This window comes from Clostridium kluyveri DSM 555 (genome assembly GCF_000016505.1).
Classification (GTDB): Bacteria; Bacillota; Clostridia; order Clostridiales; family Clostridiaceae; genus Clostridium_B; species Clostridium_B kluyveri.
This window is the reverse complement of record NC_009706.1, coordinates 2,742,802-2,760,519: the sequence shown is the minus strand read 5'-3', so window position 1 is coordinate 2,760,519 and position 17,718 is coordinate 2,742,802. Positions and strand designations below refer to the sequence as shown.

General features: G+C 32.0%; 18 protein-coding genes. 14 read left to right on the top strand and 4 right to left on the bottom strand.

Annotated features, from left to right (window positions below):
- Nucleotides 1–197: 197 nt before the first annotated feature.
- The 9 genes from purE to CKL_RS13110 all read left to right on the top strand — a co-directional run bounded on the left by purE (nt 198) and on the right by CKL_RS13110 (nt 9,568).
- Complete coding sequence (gene purE / locus CKL_RS13150) at nt 198–677, top strand: 5-(carboxyamino)imidazole ribonucleotide mutase (RefSeq protein WP_012103031.1); 480 nt, start codon at nt 198–200, stop codon at nt 675–677.
- Nucleotides 678–679: 2 nt separating this feature from the next.
- Complete coding sequence (gene purC, locus CKL_RS13145) at nt 680–1,387, top strand: phosphoribosylaminoimidazolesuccinocarboxamide synthase (protein ID WP_012103030.1); 708 nt, start codon at nt 680–682, stop codon at nt 1,385–1,387.
- A 40-nt stretch (nt 1,388–1,427) separates the two neighbouring features.
- Complete coding sequence (gene purF / locus CKL_RS13140; protein ID WP_012103029.1) at nt 1,428–2,879, top strand: amidophosphoribosyltransferase; 1,452 nt, start codon at nt 1,428–1,430, stop codon at nt 2,877–2,879.
- A gap of 13 nt (nt 2,880–2,892) precedes the next feature.
- Nucleotides 2,893–3,888 carry a phosphoribosylformylglycinamidine cyclo-ligase gene (gene purM / locus CKL_RS13135; protein ID WP_012103028.1) on the top strand — a complete coding sequence of 332 codons (996 nt, stop codon included), beginning with the start codon at nt 2,893–2,895 and terminating at the stop codon, nt 3,886–3,888.
- The gene (gene purN, locus CKL_RS13130) at nt 3,876–4,490 is read left to right on the top strand and encodes a phosphoribosylglycinamide formyltransferase (RefSeq protein ID WP_012103027.1); all 615 of its coding nucleotides are present in this window, start codon (nt 3,876–3,878) and stop codon (nt 4,488–4,490) included. The genes purM and purN overlap by 13 nt, the downstream gene beginning before the upstream one ends.
- A gap of 19 nt (nt 4,491–4,509) precedes the next feature.
- Nucleotides 4,510–6,009 (top strand): bifunctional phosphoribosylaminoimidazolecarboxamide formyltransferase/IMP cyclohydrolase, encoded by a 1,500-nt coding sequence (gene purH / locus CKL_RS13125; protein ID WP_012103026.1) that lies wholly within the window; start codon nt 4,510–4,512, stop codon nt 6,007–6,009.
- 48 nt (nt 6,010–6,057) lie between these two features.
- A complete protein-coding gene (purD, locus tag CKL_RS13120) occupies nt 6,058–7,299 on the top strand; it encodes a phosphoribosylamine--glycine ligase (RefSeq protein WP_012103025.1) in 1,242 nt (413 codons plus the stop codon).
- Between the two features lie 184 nt (nt 7,300–7,483).
- A complete protein-coding gene (locus tag CKL_RS13115) occupies nt 7,484–8,500 on the top strand; it encodes a phosphodiester glycosidase family protein (protein WP_012103024.1) in 1,017 nt (338 codons plus the stop codon).
- A gap of 15 nt (nt 8,501–8,515) precedes the next feature.
- Nucleotides 8,516–9,568, top strand: coding sequence for a hypothetical protein (locus tag CKL_RS13110; protein ID WP_012103023.1), 1,053 nt, complete (start codon nt 8,516–8,518; stop codon nt 9,566–9,568).
- Here CKL_RS13110 and CKL_RS13105 read toward each other — a convergent pair.
- A complete protein-coding gene (locus CKL_RS13105) occupies nt 9,565–10,461 on the bottom strand; it encodes an MBL fold metallo-hydrolase (RefSeq protein WP_012103022.1) in 897 nt (298 codons plus the stop codon). The genes CKL_RS13110 and CKL_RS13105 overlap by 4 nt on opposite strands.
- A gap of 171 nt (nt 10,462–10,632) precedes the next feature.
- Between CKL_RS13105 and CKL_RS13100 the strand changes: the two genes are divergently transcribed.
- Nucleotides 10,633–10,950 (top strand): hypothetical protein, encoded by a 318-nt coding sequence (locus tag CKL_RS13100; protein ID WP_242652489.1) that lies wholly within the window; start codon nt 10,633–10,635, stop codon nt 10,948–10,950.
- A gap of 77 nt (nt 10,951–11,027) precedes the next feature.
- On the opposite strand, the gene CKL_RS13095 is transcribed toward CKL_RS13100, so the two are convergent.
- Both CKL_RS13095 and CKL_RS13090 read right to left on the bottom strand, forming a co-directional pair.
- Nucleotides 11,028–11,765 (bottom strand): TatD family hydrolase, encoded by a 738-nt coding sequence (locus CKL_RS13095; protein ID WP_012103020.1) that lies wholly within the window; start codon nt 11,763–11,765, stop codon nt 11,028–11,030.
- 18 nt (nt 11,766–11,783) lie between these two features.
- Entirely contained in the window at nt 11,784–12,524 is a 741-nt protein-coding gene (locus CKL_RS13090) for an LTA synthase family protein (RefSeq protein WP_081427986.1), read from the bottom strand.
- 75 nt (nt 12,525–12,599) lie between these two features.
- On the opposite strand from CKL_RS13090, the gene CKL_RS20890 reads away from it, so the two are divergent.
- Nucleotides 12,600–12,929 carry a transposase gene (locus CKL_RS20890; protein ID WP_011989064.1) on the top strand — a complete coding sequence of 110 codons (330 nt, stop codon included), beginning with the start codon at nt 12,600–12,602 and terminating at the stop codon, nt 12,927–12,929.
- A complete protein-coding gene (locus CKL_RS13080) occupies nt 12,902–13,855 on the top strand; it encodes an IS3 family transposase (protein ID WP_148204824.1) in 954 nt (317 codons plus the stop codon). The genes CKL_RS20890 and CKL_RS13080 overlap by 28 nt, the downstream gene beginning before the upstream one ends.
- A gap of 48 nt (nt 13,856–13,903) precedes the next feature.
- On the opposite strand, the gene CKL_RS13075 is transcribed toward CKL_RS13080, so the two are convergent.
- Complete coding sequence (locus CKL_RS13075) at nt 13,904–15,037, bottom strand: LTA synthase family protein (protein WP_012103018.1); 1,134 nt, start codon at nt 15,035–15,037, stop codon at nt 13,904–13,906.
- Nucleotides 15,038–15,291: 254 nt separating this feature from the next.
- Here CKL_RS13075 and CKL_RS13070 point away from each other — a divergent pair, with 254 nt between their 5' ends.
- Nucleotides 15,292–16,020 (top strand): hypothetical protein, encoded by a 729-nt coding sequence (locus CKL_RS13070; protein ID WP_012103017.1) that lies wholly within the window; start codon nt 15,292–15,294, stop codon nt 16,018–16,020.
- Between the two features lie 30 nt (nt 16,021–16,050).
- Nucleotides 16,051–17,412 carry a 23S rRNA (uracil(1939)-C(5))-methyltransferase RlmD gene (gene rlmD / locus CKL_RS13065; protein ID WP_012103016.1) on the top strand — a complete coding sequence of 454 codons (1,362 nt, stop codon included), beginning with the start codon at nt 16,051–16,053 and terminating at the stop codon, nt 17,410–17,412.
- The last annotated feature ends 306 nt before the right edge of the window (nt 17,413–17,718 follow it).

Below are 17,718 nucleotides of genomic sequence, written 5' to 3'. Positions count from 1 at the left end.
GTTTTTTGTTAAGTTTTAAATTAGTTTGTCGATTTTAAGGTTTCATATAGATTCAAAGTTATGAGTTTATGAAATCTTTTTTTATATTTATGAAATATTTTAGGTTCAGATATGGAAAAATAAATATCAGATGAAATACCTACCTGTTTTTTATTTAATATATCTCTGAAACCTATAAAATTTTAAGGAGGATTCAGATGAAAGTTGCAATTATATTTGGCAGTAAATCTGATATAGAAAAGATGAAAGGTGCTGCTAAAGCTTTAAAAGAATTTAATATTGATTATGAGGCTTTTATTTTGTCAGCACATAGAGTACCTGAAGAGCTTTTACAGACTATAGAGAAATTAGAGAGGGAAAATTGTGAATGTATTATTGCCGGTGCTGGACTCGCGGCTCACCTTCCAGGAGTTATAGCATCTAAAACTGTTATTCCTGTTATAGGAGTTCCATTGAATGCAGCACTTTCTGGGCTTGATTCTCTTTTTTCAATAGTTCAGATGCCAAAATCCATACCTGTAGCTACTGTTGGAATAAATAACAGTTATAATGGAGGTATGCTGGCAGTACAAATTTTAGCACTTAAGTATCCTGAAATTAGAGAAAAATTGGTTGAGTATAGAAAAAATATGAAAAAAAAATTTATAATGGAAAATGGAGAAGGGGTTGAATTGTAAAGATGAAAAAAGGAGAAATGATTTATCAGGGAAAAGCAAAAAAAGTGTATGAAACAGATGATAAGGATAAAGTAATAATTTATTATAAAGATGATGCTACAGCATTCAACGGTGAAAAAAAGGGACAGATTACTGATAAAGGAATACTTAATAATAATATTACTTCCAGTTTGTTTGAGCTGTTAGAAAAAAATAACATACCAACTCATTTTGAGAAAAAATTAAATGATAGAGAGCAGCTCTGTAAAAAAGTAGATATAATACCACTAGAGGTAATAGTGAGAAATGTAGCTGCAGGAAGTATGGCAAAAAGACTGGGTCTTGAAGAGGGAACACCTCTTAAAACTACTGTGTTTGAATTAAGTTATAAAGATGACAGCTTAGGAGACCCGATTATAAATGATTATCATGCAGTTGCAATAGGAATTGCCACCTGGGATGAACTTAAAACCATATATGACATGACAGCTTCCATAAATGATATACTTGAGTTGTTTTTTAGAAAACTAGGTATAAAACTTATAGATTTCAAATTAGAATTTGGAAAATTTAAAGATAAAATAGTACTTGCAGATGAGATATCTCCGGATACCTGCAGATTATGGGATGCAGTAACCAATGAGAAATTGGATAAGGATAGATTCAGACGTGATATGGGAAATGTAAAGGAAGCTTATGAAGAAATACTAAGAAGAATAAGTGACAACTAATTTCATTCTACTATTTATGGTAAAAAGGAGAGAAATTTTAATGAGTGGTTTAAATGAGCAATTTAATGAGTGCTCCTGCATTGATATGGAAGAGGATAAATTTAAGGATGAGTGTGGAGTATTTGGGGTATTTTCTAAAAATAATATAGACGTAGCGTCTTTGACTTATTATGGCCTTTATGCCCTTCAACATAGAGGGCAGGAAAGTGCAGGAATTGTAGTTTCAGATGGAAGTGAATTAAAGTATCATAAGGAAATGGGATTGGTTTCTGATGTATTTCACAGGGAATTGTTAAATGGACTAAAGGGTAATAGTGCAATAGGACACGTTAGATATTCTACTGCAGGAGCTAGTAGTTTGAATAATGCACAACCTCTTATAGCACAGTATAAATTGGGTTCTATTGCTATAGCCCACAATGGAAATTTAGTAAATGCAGATATTATAAGGGATCTTTTAGAAGAAGCAGGATATATCTTTCAAACATCTATAGACACAGAAATTATTTTAAGCCTTATTGCAAGGGGATCAAAAAAAGATATAGGAAAAGCTGTAGTAGATGCAGTGCAGGCGGTTAAAGGTTCCTATGCCACTGTAATTTTAACAGAAAATGAGCTTATAGGGGTAAGAGATCCAAATGGAATAAGGCCGCTTTGTATGGGAGAATTGAATGGAGATTACATACTCTGTTCTGAAAGTTGTGCCCTGGATTCCATAGGTGCTAATTTTATAAGGGATGTAGAGCCGGGAGAAATTGTTATAATAAATAAAGATGGAATTAAATCCATAAATTTTGCAGAAAAGACAAAATGTCAAACATGTTCTTTTGAATATATATATTTTGCAAGACCGGATAGTACCATAGATGGAATAAATGTATATACTTCAAGACTGAAAGCTGGAAGAATACTTTACAGGGAAAATCCAGTAGAAGCAGATGTGGTAATCGGAGTTCCTGACTCTGGTATACCAGCTGCTATAGGATATTCAGAAGAATCAGGAATACCCTATAGCATAGGCTTTATAAAAAATAAATATGTGGGAAGAACTTTTATCTCTCCTTCCAAGGAACTTAGATCTAAAGCAGTGGCTGTAAAACTCAATCCTCTTAAAGTAAATGTAGAGGGTAAACGGGTGATAATTGTAGATGATTCAATAGTTAGAGGCACTACCAGTAAAAAACTTGTGGAAATATTGAGAAGAGCAGGAGCTACAGAAGTGCATCTTAGAGTTTCTTCCCCTGTAGTTAAATATCCCTGTTATTTTGGTATTGATACTCCTTACAGGAATGAACTTATAGGTTCCAATGCCAAATTAGAAGAAATAAGAGATGAAATAGGAGCGGACAGCCTTGGATATATAAGTATAGATGGAATTTTGGAAGCTCTTGATTATGGTGATGATGAAAATAAGGGATATTGTCTTGGATGTTTTAGCGGGGTATATCCTATATCGGCCCCTATGGAAAAAAATAAAAATTATTTAGAGTAAAGGAAGGTATACTATGGTAACATATAAGGATTCTGGTGTAAATATTGAAGAGGGATATAAGTCTGTAAAACTTATGAAGGAATATTCTGCGCAGACTTTTATTCCAGGAGTTTTAAACGGACTTGGAAGCTTTGCAGGTATGTTTGAACTGGGCAAGTACAAAAATCCGGTACTTGTATCTGGAACAGATGGAGTTGGAACAAAGCTTAAAATAGCTTTTGAAATGAAAATATATGATACTGTAGGAATAGATTGCGTTGCCATGTGTGTCAATGATATTTTATGTCATGGTGCAAAACCACTGTTTTTTCTGGATTATTTGGCTTGTTCCAATTTAGAGGCAGAAGTAGCAGCGGAATTGGTTAAAGGAATATCGAAAGGATGCATGGATGCAGGCTGTGCACTAATTGGGGGAGAGACAGCTGAGATGCCGGGCTTTTACTCCAAAGGAGAATATGACATGGCAGGATTTGCTGTGGGAGTTGTGGAAAAAGACAATATAATAAATGGCAGTACTGTAGAAGAAGGAGATGTACTTGTTGGAATAGCCTCAAGTGGAGTACACAGCAATGGATACTCTTTGGTTAGGAAACTTGTAGATAACTTTCAAGTTGACTTCTTTGGAAGTGCCTTGGGTGAAGTGCTTTTAACTCCTACAAGGATATATGTAAAACCGGTCTTAAAACTTCTGGAGAAGTTTAAAATAAAAGCCATGGCTCACATAACAGGGGGCGGTTTTTATGAGAATATACCGAGAATGTTTAAAGAAGATTTTACAGCGGTTATAGATAAAAATAGTTTTGAGATGCCTGAGATATTTAAATATATAATGGATTTAGGTGTGGATGAGGAACATATGTACAATACTTATAATATGGGAATAGGTTTTGTACTCTGTGTAGATAGTAAAGATGCTCCAGATATAATAAAGGATTTGAATGAGATGGGGGAAAAAGCCTATATCATTGGACATGTGAAAAGAAGGGAAAAAAGGGTATGTTTAAAATAGCAGTTTTAGCTTCCGGGGGAGGTACTGATTTTCAGTCCATAATAGATGCTGTTCATAGTGGGTATTTAAAAAATTGTATTATAGATATTTTAATAAGTGACAGGCCGGGAGTGTATGCTCTGGAAAGGGCAAAAAAAAATAATATTGAATATCACGTATTGGATAGAAAAATTTATAAATCCAATATTTCCGATGAAATACTGAAACTTTTACATAATAGAGTTGAATTAATAGTGTGTGCAGGCTGGCTTTCTATACTAAAGGGTGATTTGATTTCACAATTTAAAAATAAAATGATTAATATACATCCTTCCCTTATACCTTCCTTCTGTGGAGATGGCATGTATGGCATAAAGGTTCATGAAAAGGTACTGGAACATGGAGTTAAAATATCAGGGTGTACCGTACATTTTGTAGATGAAGGTACAGACAGCGGACCTATAATATTTCAGGAGGCAGTACCTGTATATTTTGAAGATACTCCGGAGGAGCTTCAACAGAGGGTGCTAAAAGAGGAGCATAAAGCGCTTCCAAAGGTAATTAAGCTGATTTCTGAGGATAAGGTAGTAGTGGAAGGGAAAAGAGTAAAAATTTATAAATAAAGTAATTGGAGGTTTAAATATGATAAATCGTGCATTAATAAGTGTTTATAATAAAGAAGGCTTATTGGAGTTGGCACAATTTTTAAAAAATAAAGGAGTGGAGCTAATATCCACAGGAGGTACCTATAAGTACCTGGAACAAAATGATATACAGGTTACAGAAGTGTCAAAAATTACAGGTTTTGATGAAATATTAGATGGAAGGGTAAAAACTCTTCATCCAGTTATACATTCAGGTATACTTGCTAAAAGAGATAATAAAGAACATATGGATACCATAGCTAAAAAGGATATTCTTCCCATAGATATGGTAGTAGTAAACCTGTATCCTTTCTTTGATAAAGTAGATGACAATATTACTTTTGAAGAAAAGGTGGAGTTTATAGATATAGGTGGTCCCACAATGATAAGGGCTGCTGCTAAAAATTTTAAGGACGTAATAGTAGTTACAGATGTGGGAGACTACTCAAAATTAATTGAAGAAATAGATTCAAAGGGAGATGTACCCTATGATTTTAGAAAAAAACTAGCGGGAAAGGTGTTTAATCTAATGTCTGCTTATGACGGGGCTATAAGCAATTTCCTTCTGGAAGAAGATTATCCCGAATATTTAAGTCTTTCTTACAAAAAGATGGATAATTTAAGATATGGAGAAAATCCACATCAGAGTGCAGCTTACTATACTGCTACAGCAGGAACTGCCCCTATGAAAGATTTTACCCAGCTAAATGGTAAACAGCTTTCATATAACAATATAAAGGATATGGATATAGCTTGGAAAGTAGTAAATGAATTTGAAGAAATATGCTGTGTGGCAGTTAAACATAACACTCCTTGTGGTGTGGCACTTGGAAAAGATTTGTATGAAGCTTATGTTAAAACCTATGAATGTGACCCTACCTCAATTTTTGGAGGAATTATAGCTGTAAATAGAAAATTGGATGTAAAAACTGCAGAGGAGATATCAAAAATTTTTGTTGAAATAGTTATTGCACCGGATTTTGATGAAGAAGCTTTAAAAGTATTGATGGAAAAGAAAAATTTGAGAATAATTAAATGCAGTGTAAAACCTACTAATAGTATGGAAATAGCTAAAGTAGATGGAGGAATACTGGTGCAGTCTGCGGACGACAAACTGGTAGAAAACATGGAAGTAGTTACAGATAAAAAACCTTCAAAAGAGGAAATAAATAATTTGATCTTTGGAATGAAAGTATGTAAATATGTAAAATCAAATGCCATTGTAGTAGTTAAGGACTTCATGGCCAAAGGTATTGGAGGAGGCCAGGTGAACAGAATATGGCCTACTTGTCATGCACTGGATAGGGCAGGAGATGGAGTAGTACTTGCGTCTGATGCATTTTTCCCATTTAATGATGTAGTTTGTGAAGCCGCAAAATACGGAATAAAGGCAATAATTCAGCCAGGAGGTTCTGTAAGAGATAAGGACTCCATAGAAGAATGCAATAAAAATGGAATATCAATGGTATTTACAGGGGTAAGACATTTTAAACATTAAATTATAAAATGTGAATTGTGAATTGTGAATTGAAAAGGGGTGTATATAGTGAAAGTACTCGTAATTGGTTCAGGAGGAAGAGAACATGCTATTTGCTGGAAAATATCACAAAATCCAAAAGTAGATAAAATATTTTGTGCTCCTGGAAATGGTGGAACCCATGCAGAAGATAAATGTACTAACATAGATATAACAGACATAGAGGAACTTGTAAACTTTGCACTGGAGTCAGAAATAGATTTAACTGTAGTAGGACCTGAAAACCCGCTTATAGAAGGTATGGTAGATAAATTTAGAAGTAAGGGATTGAATATATTTGGACCTACGTCAGAGGCTGCAATGCTTGAAGGAAGCAAAATTTATTCTAAGGATTTCATGAAAAAGTATAGGATTAAAACTGCAGAATATGGTGTATTCAATGATAAAGATGAGGCTTTGAAATACATTAAAGAATGTGAATATCCGGTGGTTATAAAGGCAGATGGATTAGCAGCGGGAAAAGGTGTATCCATATGTAAAAATTATAAAGAAGCCCGGTTTACAATAGAGGATTTTATGGTTAAAGACATATTCAATGGGGCAGGAAAAAATGTAGTTATTGAAGAGTTTTTGGAGGGAGTGGAAGCTTCCATACTCACAATAACAGATGGAAAGAGCATTATTCCATTTATGTCTGCAAAGGATCATAAACAGATTTATGATGGGGGGAAAGGGCCAAATACTGGAGGTATGGGAGCTATATCTCCAAACCCTTATTGTAGTAAGGAAGTATTAAAGGATTTTGAGAAAAATATAATGAATCCCACATTAAAGGGAATACAGCAGGAAAACTTGGATTATATAGGAATAATTTTTTTTGGAATTATGATAACTAAAAAAGGAATTTATCTTCTGGAGTACAATGTAAGAATGGGAGATCCTGAGACCCAGGCAGTACTTCCTTTAATGAAAAGTGATTTGGTAGAGCTTATAGAAGCTTCCCTTGAAGGAAAGCTTGACAAATTTGATTTACAGTGGGAAAAGGGTGCCTGCTGCTCGGTAGTAGCCGCCTCTAAAGGCTATCCGGGGAAATATAGTACTGGTTTTACCATAGAAGGTATGGAAAACTCAAATAATATTTTTGCAGCAGGAGTTAAAATAAAAAATGGAGAATTTATAACCTCTGGAGGAAGAGTTTTATCTGTCTATGGACTTGGAAATAATTTAGATAAAGCAATTGAATCAGCGTATAATAATTTGAAGGAAGTAAGTTTTCAAGGAATGTATTTTAGAACTGATATAGGACGATAATTTAGATTAAAAACTGACCACCTTGTTTTTGTAAGGGGGGTCAGCTTTTCTATTTAGATTTATAAATTATCAATGTAAATTTTATAAATATTATGTTACAAATTTAGTACCCGTATCTTTTCCAGTGGAAATAATTTTAAAATAATAGTAAAATAGTACCTATATTGTATGGAGGTATAATTTTATGGGTAATTCAGAAAATAGGCGTAGAAAGAAAAAAAGAAAAAAGAAAAAGAGTGTTTTAAAATCACTTATTTTATTTCTAATATATGAATTAATAGTATTTATTATTGCAGGTCCTATATTGGTATTTTATGGACCTTTTAAGAATGTAAAAAGCCAGGTAGTAGGCACCGCCATGGCAACTTTCAGCCATCAGTATATAGCTACTATCTTTTTGTCTGATGATGAGATAACTAAAATACTCAATCAGGGAAAAAGCGGAGAAACTACCAGTGCGGAAAAAGAAAATCCCAATGGTGTAAATATAAGTCATGAGGGTGATAATGATATTAAAAGATATGATATAAGTAATAGGAAATTTGATGGTTATATTCTTGAAATAAATGATCCAAAGAGAATAAAGGTGGGATATACCAGCAAGTTAAAAGAAGTAGGGGAGAGAACAAGTGAAATAGCAGAGCGTAATGGGGCTGTAGCTGCTATAAATGGAGGAGGATTTACAGATAAAACCACCAGCGGCAAGCTGTGGGTGGGAACGGGAGCTTATCCTGAGGGAATTGTAATATCTGGGGGAAAGCTAATATATAGTGATGTTAACTATTCAGAGAAAATAAATGTTACAGCTTTTACTTCAGATGGCAGACTTATAGTTGGAGATCATACCCTGCAGGAACTTTTAGATAAAAATGTACAGGAGGCAATTTCTTTCAGAAATTCTCTAATAATAAATGGAAAGACTGTATCCGTAGAAAATGAAGGTTTGAATCCCAGAACAGCCATAGGACAGAAAGCAGATGGGACTATAGTAATGCTAGTTGTAGATGGAAGAAAGGGATTGAAAACAGGTGCCTCCTTAAAAGAAATACAAAACATACTCTTGCAGCAGGGGGTAGTTAATGCCAGCAATTTAGATGGAGGTTCTTCTACTACTATGTATTTTAATGGGGAAGTAATAAACGATCCTTGCGATTGGAATGGAGAGAGAACCGTAGCTACGGTATTATATGTGAAGCCTTAGAGGAGAGTGTGATAGATGAAAAAACTTAAGAGAATAATTATGTGGACTTTAATTCCAATAATTATAGAGGTGACAGCTCTTTTATTTATGGATAAATTTTATTTTAATGATGAGTCAAACTTCAATATAAAAAAAGTAGATATATCTTCAAAGAAAGAACCCAACAAAATTAATGTGAAAGTTCCAGAGGATGCAAAGGATATAAAAATTTCTCACAGTGGAGAGTATATATCCTACTATAATGGTGAATCAATAGTTGTAATTGATACATCAAATAATGATAAAAAAGAAGTAACTTTAGCTGATGGTAATGAATTATCCTATTACACCTGGTTTTTGGATACCAATAATATTCTTATAGCGGAAAAATCCATTGAAGGAGAATCCAGTTATTTAAAATTTGAATCCTATAATCCTAAAAAAGATGCTACCTATATTTTGAAAAAGGATGAAAGTAGCGAAGCATTATCTATACTGCTTCCAGATGAGGAATATGAAGTTAAAAATATAGCCTTTTCCGGAGCAAGTAATGTAACTTATATAAGTTCAGGTAGAGAGGGCGGAAGAAGCAGAATATACAGAGTAAATATTATGAATCAAATGAATCTAGTTAATTTTGTAAACTGCGAACTTGGAAATATAAAAGCTGTAAATACGAAAAATGGTGATGAGCTAATCTATGAGGACAGAACCTATAACAGGATAAGAACTGGAAAAGGTGGAGTAATAGCTACAGGAGAAAATGCAATGCACTATCTATTAAACACGGATAAAGAAAATAATGTTTATATAGGTAATGGAGATAATGATAAGGTAAATAAAATATTTGTAACGGATCTCCAATCTACTGGTACCAACTGGAAGACCCATGCATTGTCAGAATATGTGGATAAGAATAATATACATATTACAAGGGCTGGTAAAATATATATAGATGATCCTGTCAATAGTCAGGTAAAAGAGATTACAACAGGTCAGGTCACCAAATATTCGGGAAATTTAATAGCCGTATATGATTATGGAGTAATCAGTGAAAGCAGCAATAAGATAAAAAGTAGTTTATTTTAGTGAGATGCTTTAAAGTAATATAGTTTGCCATCTTCTATGGAATAATCCACAAGTTTATTATCGTACAAATAGTTTATAAAGGCACATACACCTGAAAAATTCAAGTGGTATTGATGAAAATCCAGGGATAATTCATTTAATATGGTGATATTTTCAAGTATATCCTCCCTGGTTAAGGGTTGGTCTAGAAGAGCTAATATTTCATCCTCATATTTACATATATTTGTAATATTAGCCTGGGCTAAATTAATTATTTCCTCTTTAGTTAGTATTTTTTCAGAATGGCTTATTACAAAATAATCTGCTTCCAATTCTTTTATAGTATTTAGAGAGGACAGGCTATCTTCTATATTATATAAGTAAGGTAAAGAATATTTATTTAATATTTCACTGCTGAATATAGAATCTCCGAGAAAACAAACTTTTTCTGGAGTAACTATAGCTATATGGTCTTTAGAATGTCCAGGCAGTGAAATTATGTTAAATTTTTCATCATTTAATTTATTAATACCATAATCTAAAATAAAATCTACATCTATGGACTTATTAATTTTGTTGAATGCCTTTGAAGGATGGCAGCATGAGAGTATGGAGGAAAAAAGATCCGGATTTTCCATAAATATTTTTTCGCCTTTTGAAGTATATACCAGGCAGCCAGGATAATTTTTTTTGAAATATAGATTGCCACCGCAGTGATCCATATGACTATGGGTATTTATTATATATTTGGGATGGAGATTATTTTCAATTAGTATAGTTTCTATTCTTTTAGCATCTCCGTTATTTATACCGGTGTCTATAATCAAGCAGTTCTTATTTTTAAAGATGAATATTCCACAGTTGGTTGGTGCATCTATGTAATAGGTGCTTCCTTTTATTTTGTTCAAATTCATTTTGTGACACTTCCTTGTATCGTTGATAAAATTAATATATATTTAATCATATCATATTCTATTATGTAATCAAGGTGACTGAATGTTGATTTTGAAATTTTAATGATACCATGATATAATTTTTAAAGAGGTTTTTTACTGACAATGAAAATTTATGTGGAGGTATTTGCTATGGAGTCAGCTATGACAAATTTATTAACTCTTTTAGGACTCATGGGAGTTATTCAAGGGTTAGGAATGAAATACAGCAAAACAGTGAGAGAAAAATTCAGATTGGATGCAGAAGGTGTGGATAAAAAGTATGTAAATTTTAAAGTGAATTTTCTTATTGTATTGGGAGTTGTGATATTAATAGTTCAATTTGTTTCATATTATTATTCACCACTGGGAAGTAATATGGATATATTATTATCGGCATTTTTACTTTTAGCTATTACTATAGATTTTATGTATAAAAGATCCAGAATTAGAAAAAATCAAAAAAAATAAGTTTAAAATAATATAATACATACTATATATAAATGAGCAAAATTATAATAAAATTTGCTCATTTAATTATATAATAATTAGTTGCCAAACAGCGTGTTAAAATTATTCCAAATTTGTGCTCTGATTTCTTCATAAGGGGTGTTTTTTATAAAAGAAATCCATTTTATTATATTTTTAACCTCATTTGGATATATATATTTGTTATTTTTTAAAGCTGTTGGTCCATCAGTTTCGGTGAAAATTCTATCTAAAGGAAGTAATTTTACTATTTCATTAGTAAGGCTGGAATGACCTATATCAATACTGATTGTGAAATAGCAGCCGTAATCTAAAAGTCTTTTTAGTGTATCCAAATCTCCGCTGTACCAATGAATAATAGGTGTCCTTAAGTTATATTTTTTTATAGTCTGTAGTACCTCACTTTCAGCTCCTTTTGTATGTATGTTGGTAATTTTATTATATTTACTAGCTTTATCTGAAAAGTATTCAAAAACTCTATTCATATAAGGAAATTTTTCACTTTCTAAAACCCAGTGATAATCAAGACCTATTTCACCAATGACCCTGCACTCTTTTATATATTTATCAAACGTATCCAGGTTTCTGTAGTTTTTATGAGCTTCCCAAGGGTGAATTCCAAAACAGGGGATTATGTTTTTATGAGATATACTTAAATTTTTAGTGAAAAGGTAACTTTCCAGATTCATAGAACAACCCAGCGTTTTAATATTATCACAGTCTATTATGTTCAACGCCTTATTTAAATTCAAACTGTCCTTATAAAAGTCCAAATGGTTATGTGCATCAACAAACATATTTTACCTCCGTGTAAATTATTTATTTTCATAGGAATCTAATTTTTTAATTAAATTATGCTTCAATATATAATCTGAGTACTCTAATTGATTTAATACATTTTCCTTTTCTGCTTTAAGTATATCATTTTTTGTGATTTTATTGCCTGCATTTATATCATAATATGCATCATCTTGAAAGGAATAGTAATAATTTTTATTTATAAAAGATGCATTTCTAAATATAACACTTTGATTTTCAGCGTTGAATAAATCTTTTCCCAGCATTTCTTTCTCAGGTAAGTCAAATAAATTGCATACAGTAGAATATATGTCCATTTGTCCTGCATAAACAGAGCTTACGCCTTTTATGGATTCATCAGGAAAGTGGATAAACATAGGAACTTTCTGGAGTTTCTCCCGTTCCACATCAGAGTGAGAACTTTTATTTAAGTATTTAAAAAGCTGCAATTGTTTATCTTTGGGTATTGCATGGTGATCCCCATACAATATTACTACAGAATTTTTCAATATGCCTTCTTTATCTAATTCATCAAGAAACATTCCAAGCTGTTCATCTGTGTAATGTATAGCCTTTATATAATTGCCTACAAGAGTATCCTCAAAGTCACCCGTATCAAAATCTCCATACTTGTTTACATCGTCAAAGGGAAAATGACTTGTAAGTGTTATTAAAAAGGCATAGTAGGGAGATTGCATTTTGCTTAGCTTATCTAAAGACTGGGTAAGAAAGGATCTATCACTTAACCCAAGCCCTATCTCTTAAGCCCCTAAATAGGTTTGGACCATTACATCTATATTTATTATAATGTAGAAAGTGATTGGAGGTAAACTATGAAAGGAAAAAGTTATACGAAAGAATTAAAAGAAGAGGTATTAAGAGAAGTGAAAGAAGTAGGAAATGTTTCACTGGTATCAAGGAGACATGGGCTCTCAAAATCAACTATATTTACGTGGATAAGGAATTCTAAGGATAAGGATGAGATTAAAATTAAGCCTGGTAGAAAAGCTTTAGTTGAGGGAGAAAAAGAACTTGAAAATGAGCTGACAGAGGTAACAAAAGAAAATGATCATCTAAAAAAATTGTTAGGAGAAAAAGATTTAGAAATAGCAATTCTTAGAGATTTAATAAAAAAATCAAACCCTCAATTAAGGAAAAAGTAGAAATAGCTAAAAAGTATATAGAGCAAGGATACAATGCAGTATTTGTACTTAAAGTAGTTAAACTCGGAAGATCAACATATTACTATAATTTAAGTGTAGAAGGCAAAGAAAAGACTAGGCCTAAAGGTGGAAAGCCAAAAGGATATAGTATAAACAGAGATGGTGAGAAAGTATGCGATGATCAGATTAAGGAATTTATTTTGGAGGCCATTGACGGGGATGCTATTAACTATGGATATAGAAAAATAACTTACCATTTAAGAAAATATTGTAATCTTGTGATTAATCATAAGAAGGTTTATCGGCTTTGCAAAGAGCTCAGAATACTTAAAGATCAGAGAATAATTAGAACTAAAATAAAGAGAAATATTGCAATTAACAGAACTATAACAGGCTCAAATCAACTATGGGAAATGGATATAAAATATGGCTATATAGAAGGTGAGGATAAATTCTTCTACTTACTAAATTTAATTGATATCTTTGATAGGAGCATTATAGATTACCACATGGGTTTACACTGTGAGGCTAAAGATGCTGCAGCACTACTGAGGAAGTGCTTAATAAGAAGAAACTTGTTTGAGGAAGACTCTAAAAAGCCAGTAATAAGAACAGACAACGGACCCCAGTTTATAAGTCATAAATTTGATGAATGCTGTGAAGAACTTAAAATTGAACATGAGAGAATACCAGTGAAGACGCCAAATAAAAACGCACATGTAGAATCATTTCACAGAATACTTGAGGATGAGTGTTTAAAAATTAATGAATTTCAAAGCTATGGAGAAGCATACAAAATAGTAAATGAATTTATGGAATTCTACAATAATAGGAGATTACATTCAAGTTTAAGATTTATGGCTCCACATGAATTTTATAACCTTTATTTTGAAGAAAACCTAACAAACATTCAAATAAGGGTCTAAATTTAATAGAAATGAAGAATTTATTAGATTCTGTCCAAAACGAGGGGGTTAATCCGCTATGGATTCATCCTGTTTATAGCTGCTTTCACCATAAAAAGTGTCAAAATCAAATTTTTGATACATTATATTTCTATTCCAGAAGCTTTCTCTAAACCCATGAAAGGCAGCGGTAGAATAGCCCTTATTCTTAAAATTTTCAGGCATTGCATTATAATAGTTGCCAGAGTAAAGAAAATAAGCTGCCCCTGCTGAAGCAGGATACAATGAGGTATTTGTCATAAACTCTGCATCAGAAGTTCCGCCGGCGGCTGTTTGATAGTAGAAATTATCGAAGTATTCAGACCTTTTTATCCACCTATTTAAATTTGGAGTTATTTCCTGCCCATTGATAGAACCATTTATAACAAAACTCTGAAGGGCTTCTACTTGAATCATTATTAAGTTTTTATTTTTAGCAATACCATTTAAATTTTCATGACTGGATTTATTTAATACCAAAAAGTTATGTATTTCATCCAGTTTTTCTTTGGAAACGGGAACCAGTTTATTTATATTTGCAGAAATGGTGTTATAAATATCCAGACAGTGATAATTCAATATACCTAATTTTCTCGATATATACACCTTATTGTACATAGTACTTAAAAGTCTAGGCTGTTCTTTAGATAAATTGTAAAAGCTTCTGTAATTTATTAAAAGTCCTAATATGAGCAATATTGAAAATATTGACAGTCTAAAGTTTAAGGAAAGCTTCTGGCTGCCTTTGGCTGCATATCTATTGATAAAAGGAATTATAAATAAAATATCAAAAAGGTATAAAAAATCCCTAAGGTCAATTAAGTTAATCACGCTGGATTTTACTGCATTTAATTGAAATCCACTTATTAACACAGGTATAGATATAAGATCTTTGAAATATCTAAAATAAATAGAATTACTAATTATAGCAATACTTATTATAACATTGCATAGATACAGAAATCTGGCACGCCCTTTGTTTTTAAAAATACAGGCTATGGAAGTAAAAATTAGCACGGAAGCAATAACTGGAATGAAGAGTTTGGCGGAAGATATATATCCAGTTTCTATATGTCTTCCATATATTAAAATCTTAATTGTTACAACAACTATAAAAAAAATTATATCTATAAAGTCTAAAAGAGAAAAATTAAATTTATTCATAGCAATTACTCCTATTTTATGAATTTATCTGAATATAATTATAATAAGACATCTAAAAATAAATAACAAGTTAAAGATAATAAGGATATTTCACGTATAATTACCACATATTCCTGTAAAAATTTTAAGATGCAATTATAAAATAATATGTTAATAAAATGAAAGAATTTTTTATATCTATTTACATAAATGTTGTAGTGTAGCATAATATATTTGTTATAAGAAAGTTAAAAGAACAAGGAGGGGCATATTTGATGACAGAAAAAAATGATAATCAAGAACAGCTCTCAGTAGATGAACAAGCTAAACAGCAGTTCTTAGAGGAACTTAAGAATAAAAATATGGAAGAAAAAAGAAAATTAGAAGAATTTAAAAATCAACAGGAAAAAGATAAATCGGGAGATGAACTGGAAAATATAGATGGAGATAACATAGCTGATGGAGATAGAGAAGAAAAGATTGCTGATGAACAGGTAAGTGAGCCTGAGGATGTGGACTCAGATGAAGAAGTGGAGCCAGAGAAAAAAGGTGCAAGTGAACATGACGTGGTTGAGGTGAAAAAAGATGAGTTAAAACATGATTTGGAACATATAGATGAAAATGACGGTTCTAATACAGAAGATGAGGCAGAAGAAAATCATCAAAAAAATGATGTAGTTAAATTAGAAGATAAAGTACAACAAAATGAAGATAATATAAATAAAGATAAAATAATTAAAGAGGATAAAAAGGTTTCCCGCAGCAAATTTAAGATAGCATTTTTGCCTAAAACTTTAAAAGCGTCTATAATAGATACGGCTGTAACGTCAATTGTTTCTTTGGCAATTCTGTATTTATTTGATGTTATTTTAAGGCTTGTAGGATATCAGGTGTCGGATATGAAAGGCATGTATATACTGATATTTATAATAGTATTGATCTTATATCCTCTTGTGATGGGTAAATTTAAATATAAACAGACTATAGGACAAAAATTTAGTTAAATACTAAAATAAGAAGGGGAAGATTGTGAATTGAGAAAGGGTAATGAATATGAATTTTATATAAAAAAACTTAAATTTCCATATATAGGAGTGGCAGAAAAAGATGGAACAACTGTATTTATAAAGAACGTTCTTCCGGGTCAGAAAATAAAAGCTAGGATTAGTAGAAAAAAGAAAAACTATCTGGAAGCTAAAGTAACAGAAATAATTGAAAACGTAAAATATGCAGAAAAGGTATCATGCCCACACTTCTCCCTTTGTGGTGGCTGTGTTTCTCAATTTATACCCTATGATAAACAAATTGAGCTAAAAGAACAGCAGGTTTTGGATTTGTTTCATTCTGCAGATATTAGGGACTTTAAATTTTTAGGAATAGAAAAAAGTCCTGAAGAATTTGAATACAGGAATAAGATGGAATTTTCCTTTGGCGATGAAGAAAAAGACGGTGAGCTTACACTTGGAATGCATGTGAAGGGAAAGGGATTTAGCATTGTAAATGTGGATGAATGTAAAATAGTTGATAAGGATTTCACATTGGTGTTAGATAGGGTTGTAAAATATTTCAGAAAAATGAAATTACCTTATTATAGAGTGAGAAGTCACAATGGATATTTAAGAAATCTGGTACTTAGAAAGGGAAAAAATACAGGAGAACTTCTGATAAATATTGTGACTACTTCTCAGATTGAATTTGATTTTAGTGAAATCACTGAAATTCTAAAGGGTTTAGAATATAAAGGTAAGTTATCAGGTATAGTTCATACTATAAATGACAGTCTATCGGATGTAGTTCAGATAGATAAACTGGAAGTTTTATATGGCAGAGATTATATTATGGAAGAAATTCTAGGCTTGAAATTTAAAATATCGCCTAAAACCTTTTTTCAGACTAATTCTAAGGGAGCAGAAAAGCTATATGGTATAGTTAAAGAGTTTTTAGGGGATGTTTCTTTAAAGACAGTTTTCGATTTATACTGCGGCACCGGAACTATATCACAGATAGTGGCCTCTAGTGCAAAAAAAGTAATAGGAGTGGAACTTGTAGAGGAAGCAGTAAAATCTGCAAATGAAAATGCCTGTTTAAACGAAATAGAAAACTGCAAATTTATAGCTGGAGATGTGGCAAAGGTAGTAAAAACGCTAAATGATAAACCGGATTTAATAATACTAGATCCACCAAGACCTGGAATCCATCCTAAAGCATTGAGACAAATTATTGATTTTAATGTAAATGAAATAATCTATGTATCCTGTAACCCTAAGACCTTAGTTGAAGATTTAAAGGTGTTAATAGATGGAGGTTACAGGATAGATAAAGTAAAGCTTATGGATATGTTTCCGCATACTAGTCACGTTGAGTGTGTTGCCTTGATGTCTAGGGTGGAGAAATAGGACTATTCAAAACACTGATAAATAAAGGGTTTCCAAGGTTGAAAGATTTTCTGCCTAATGTCTGGCAGTACCTTTTAACCTCGGGAATCCTTATTTTTATTTATTGAGGAAACAGGTCGACTGTATAATAGTGCGTGGGGTTGTGTTGACAGATTAGATAACTTCGTGGGGGTGTGGAGATAGGATGGATGTGGCTTTCTTGAGAAGTTGTTTAAATTCTAATATCGAGGTGATGTTATGTTAAATAGAATGTTAAAAGCAAGTGCAAGGTTATTTTTACGAAAATAAAAAAGTAAGCACTACGTA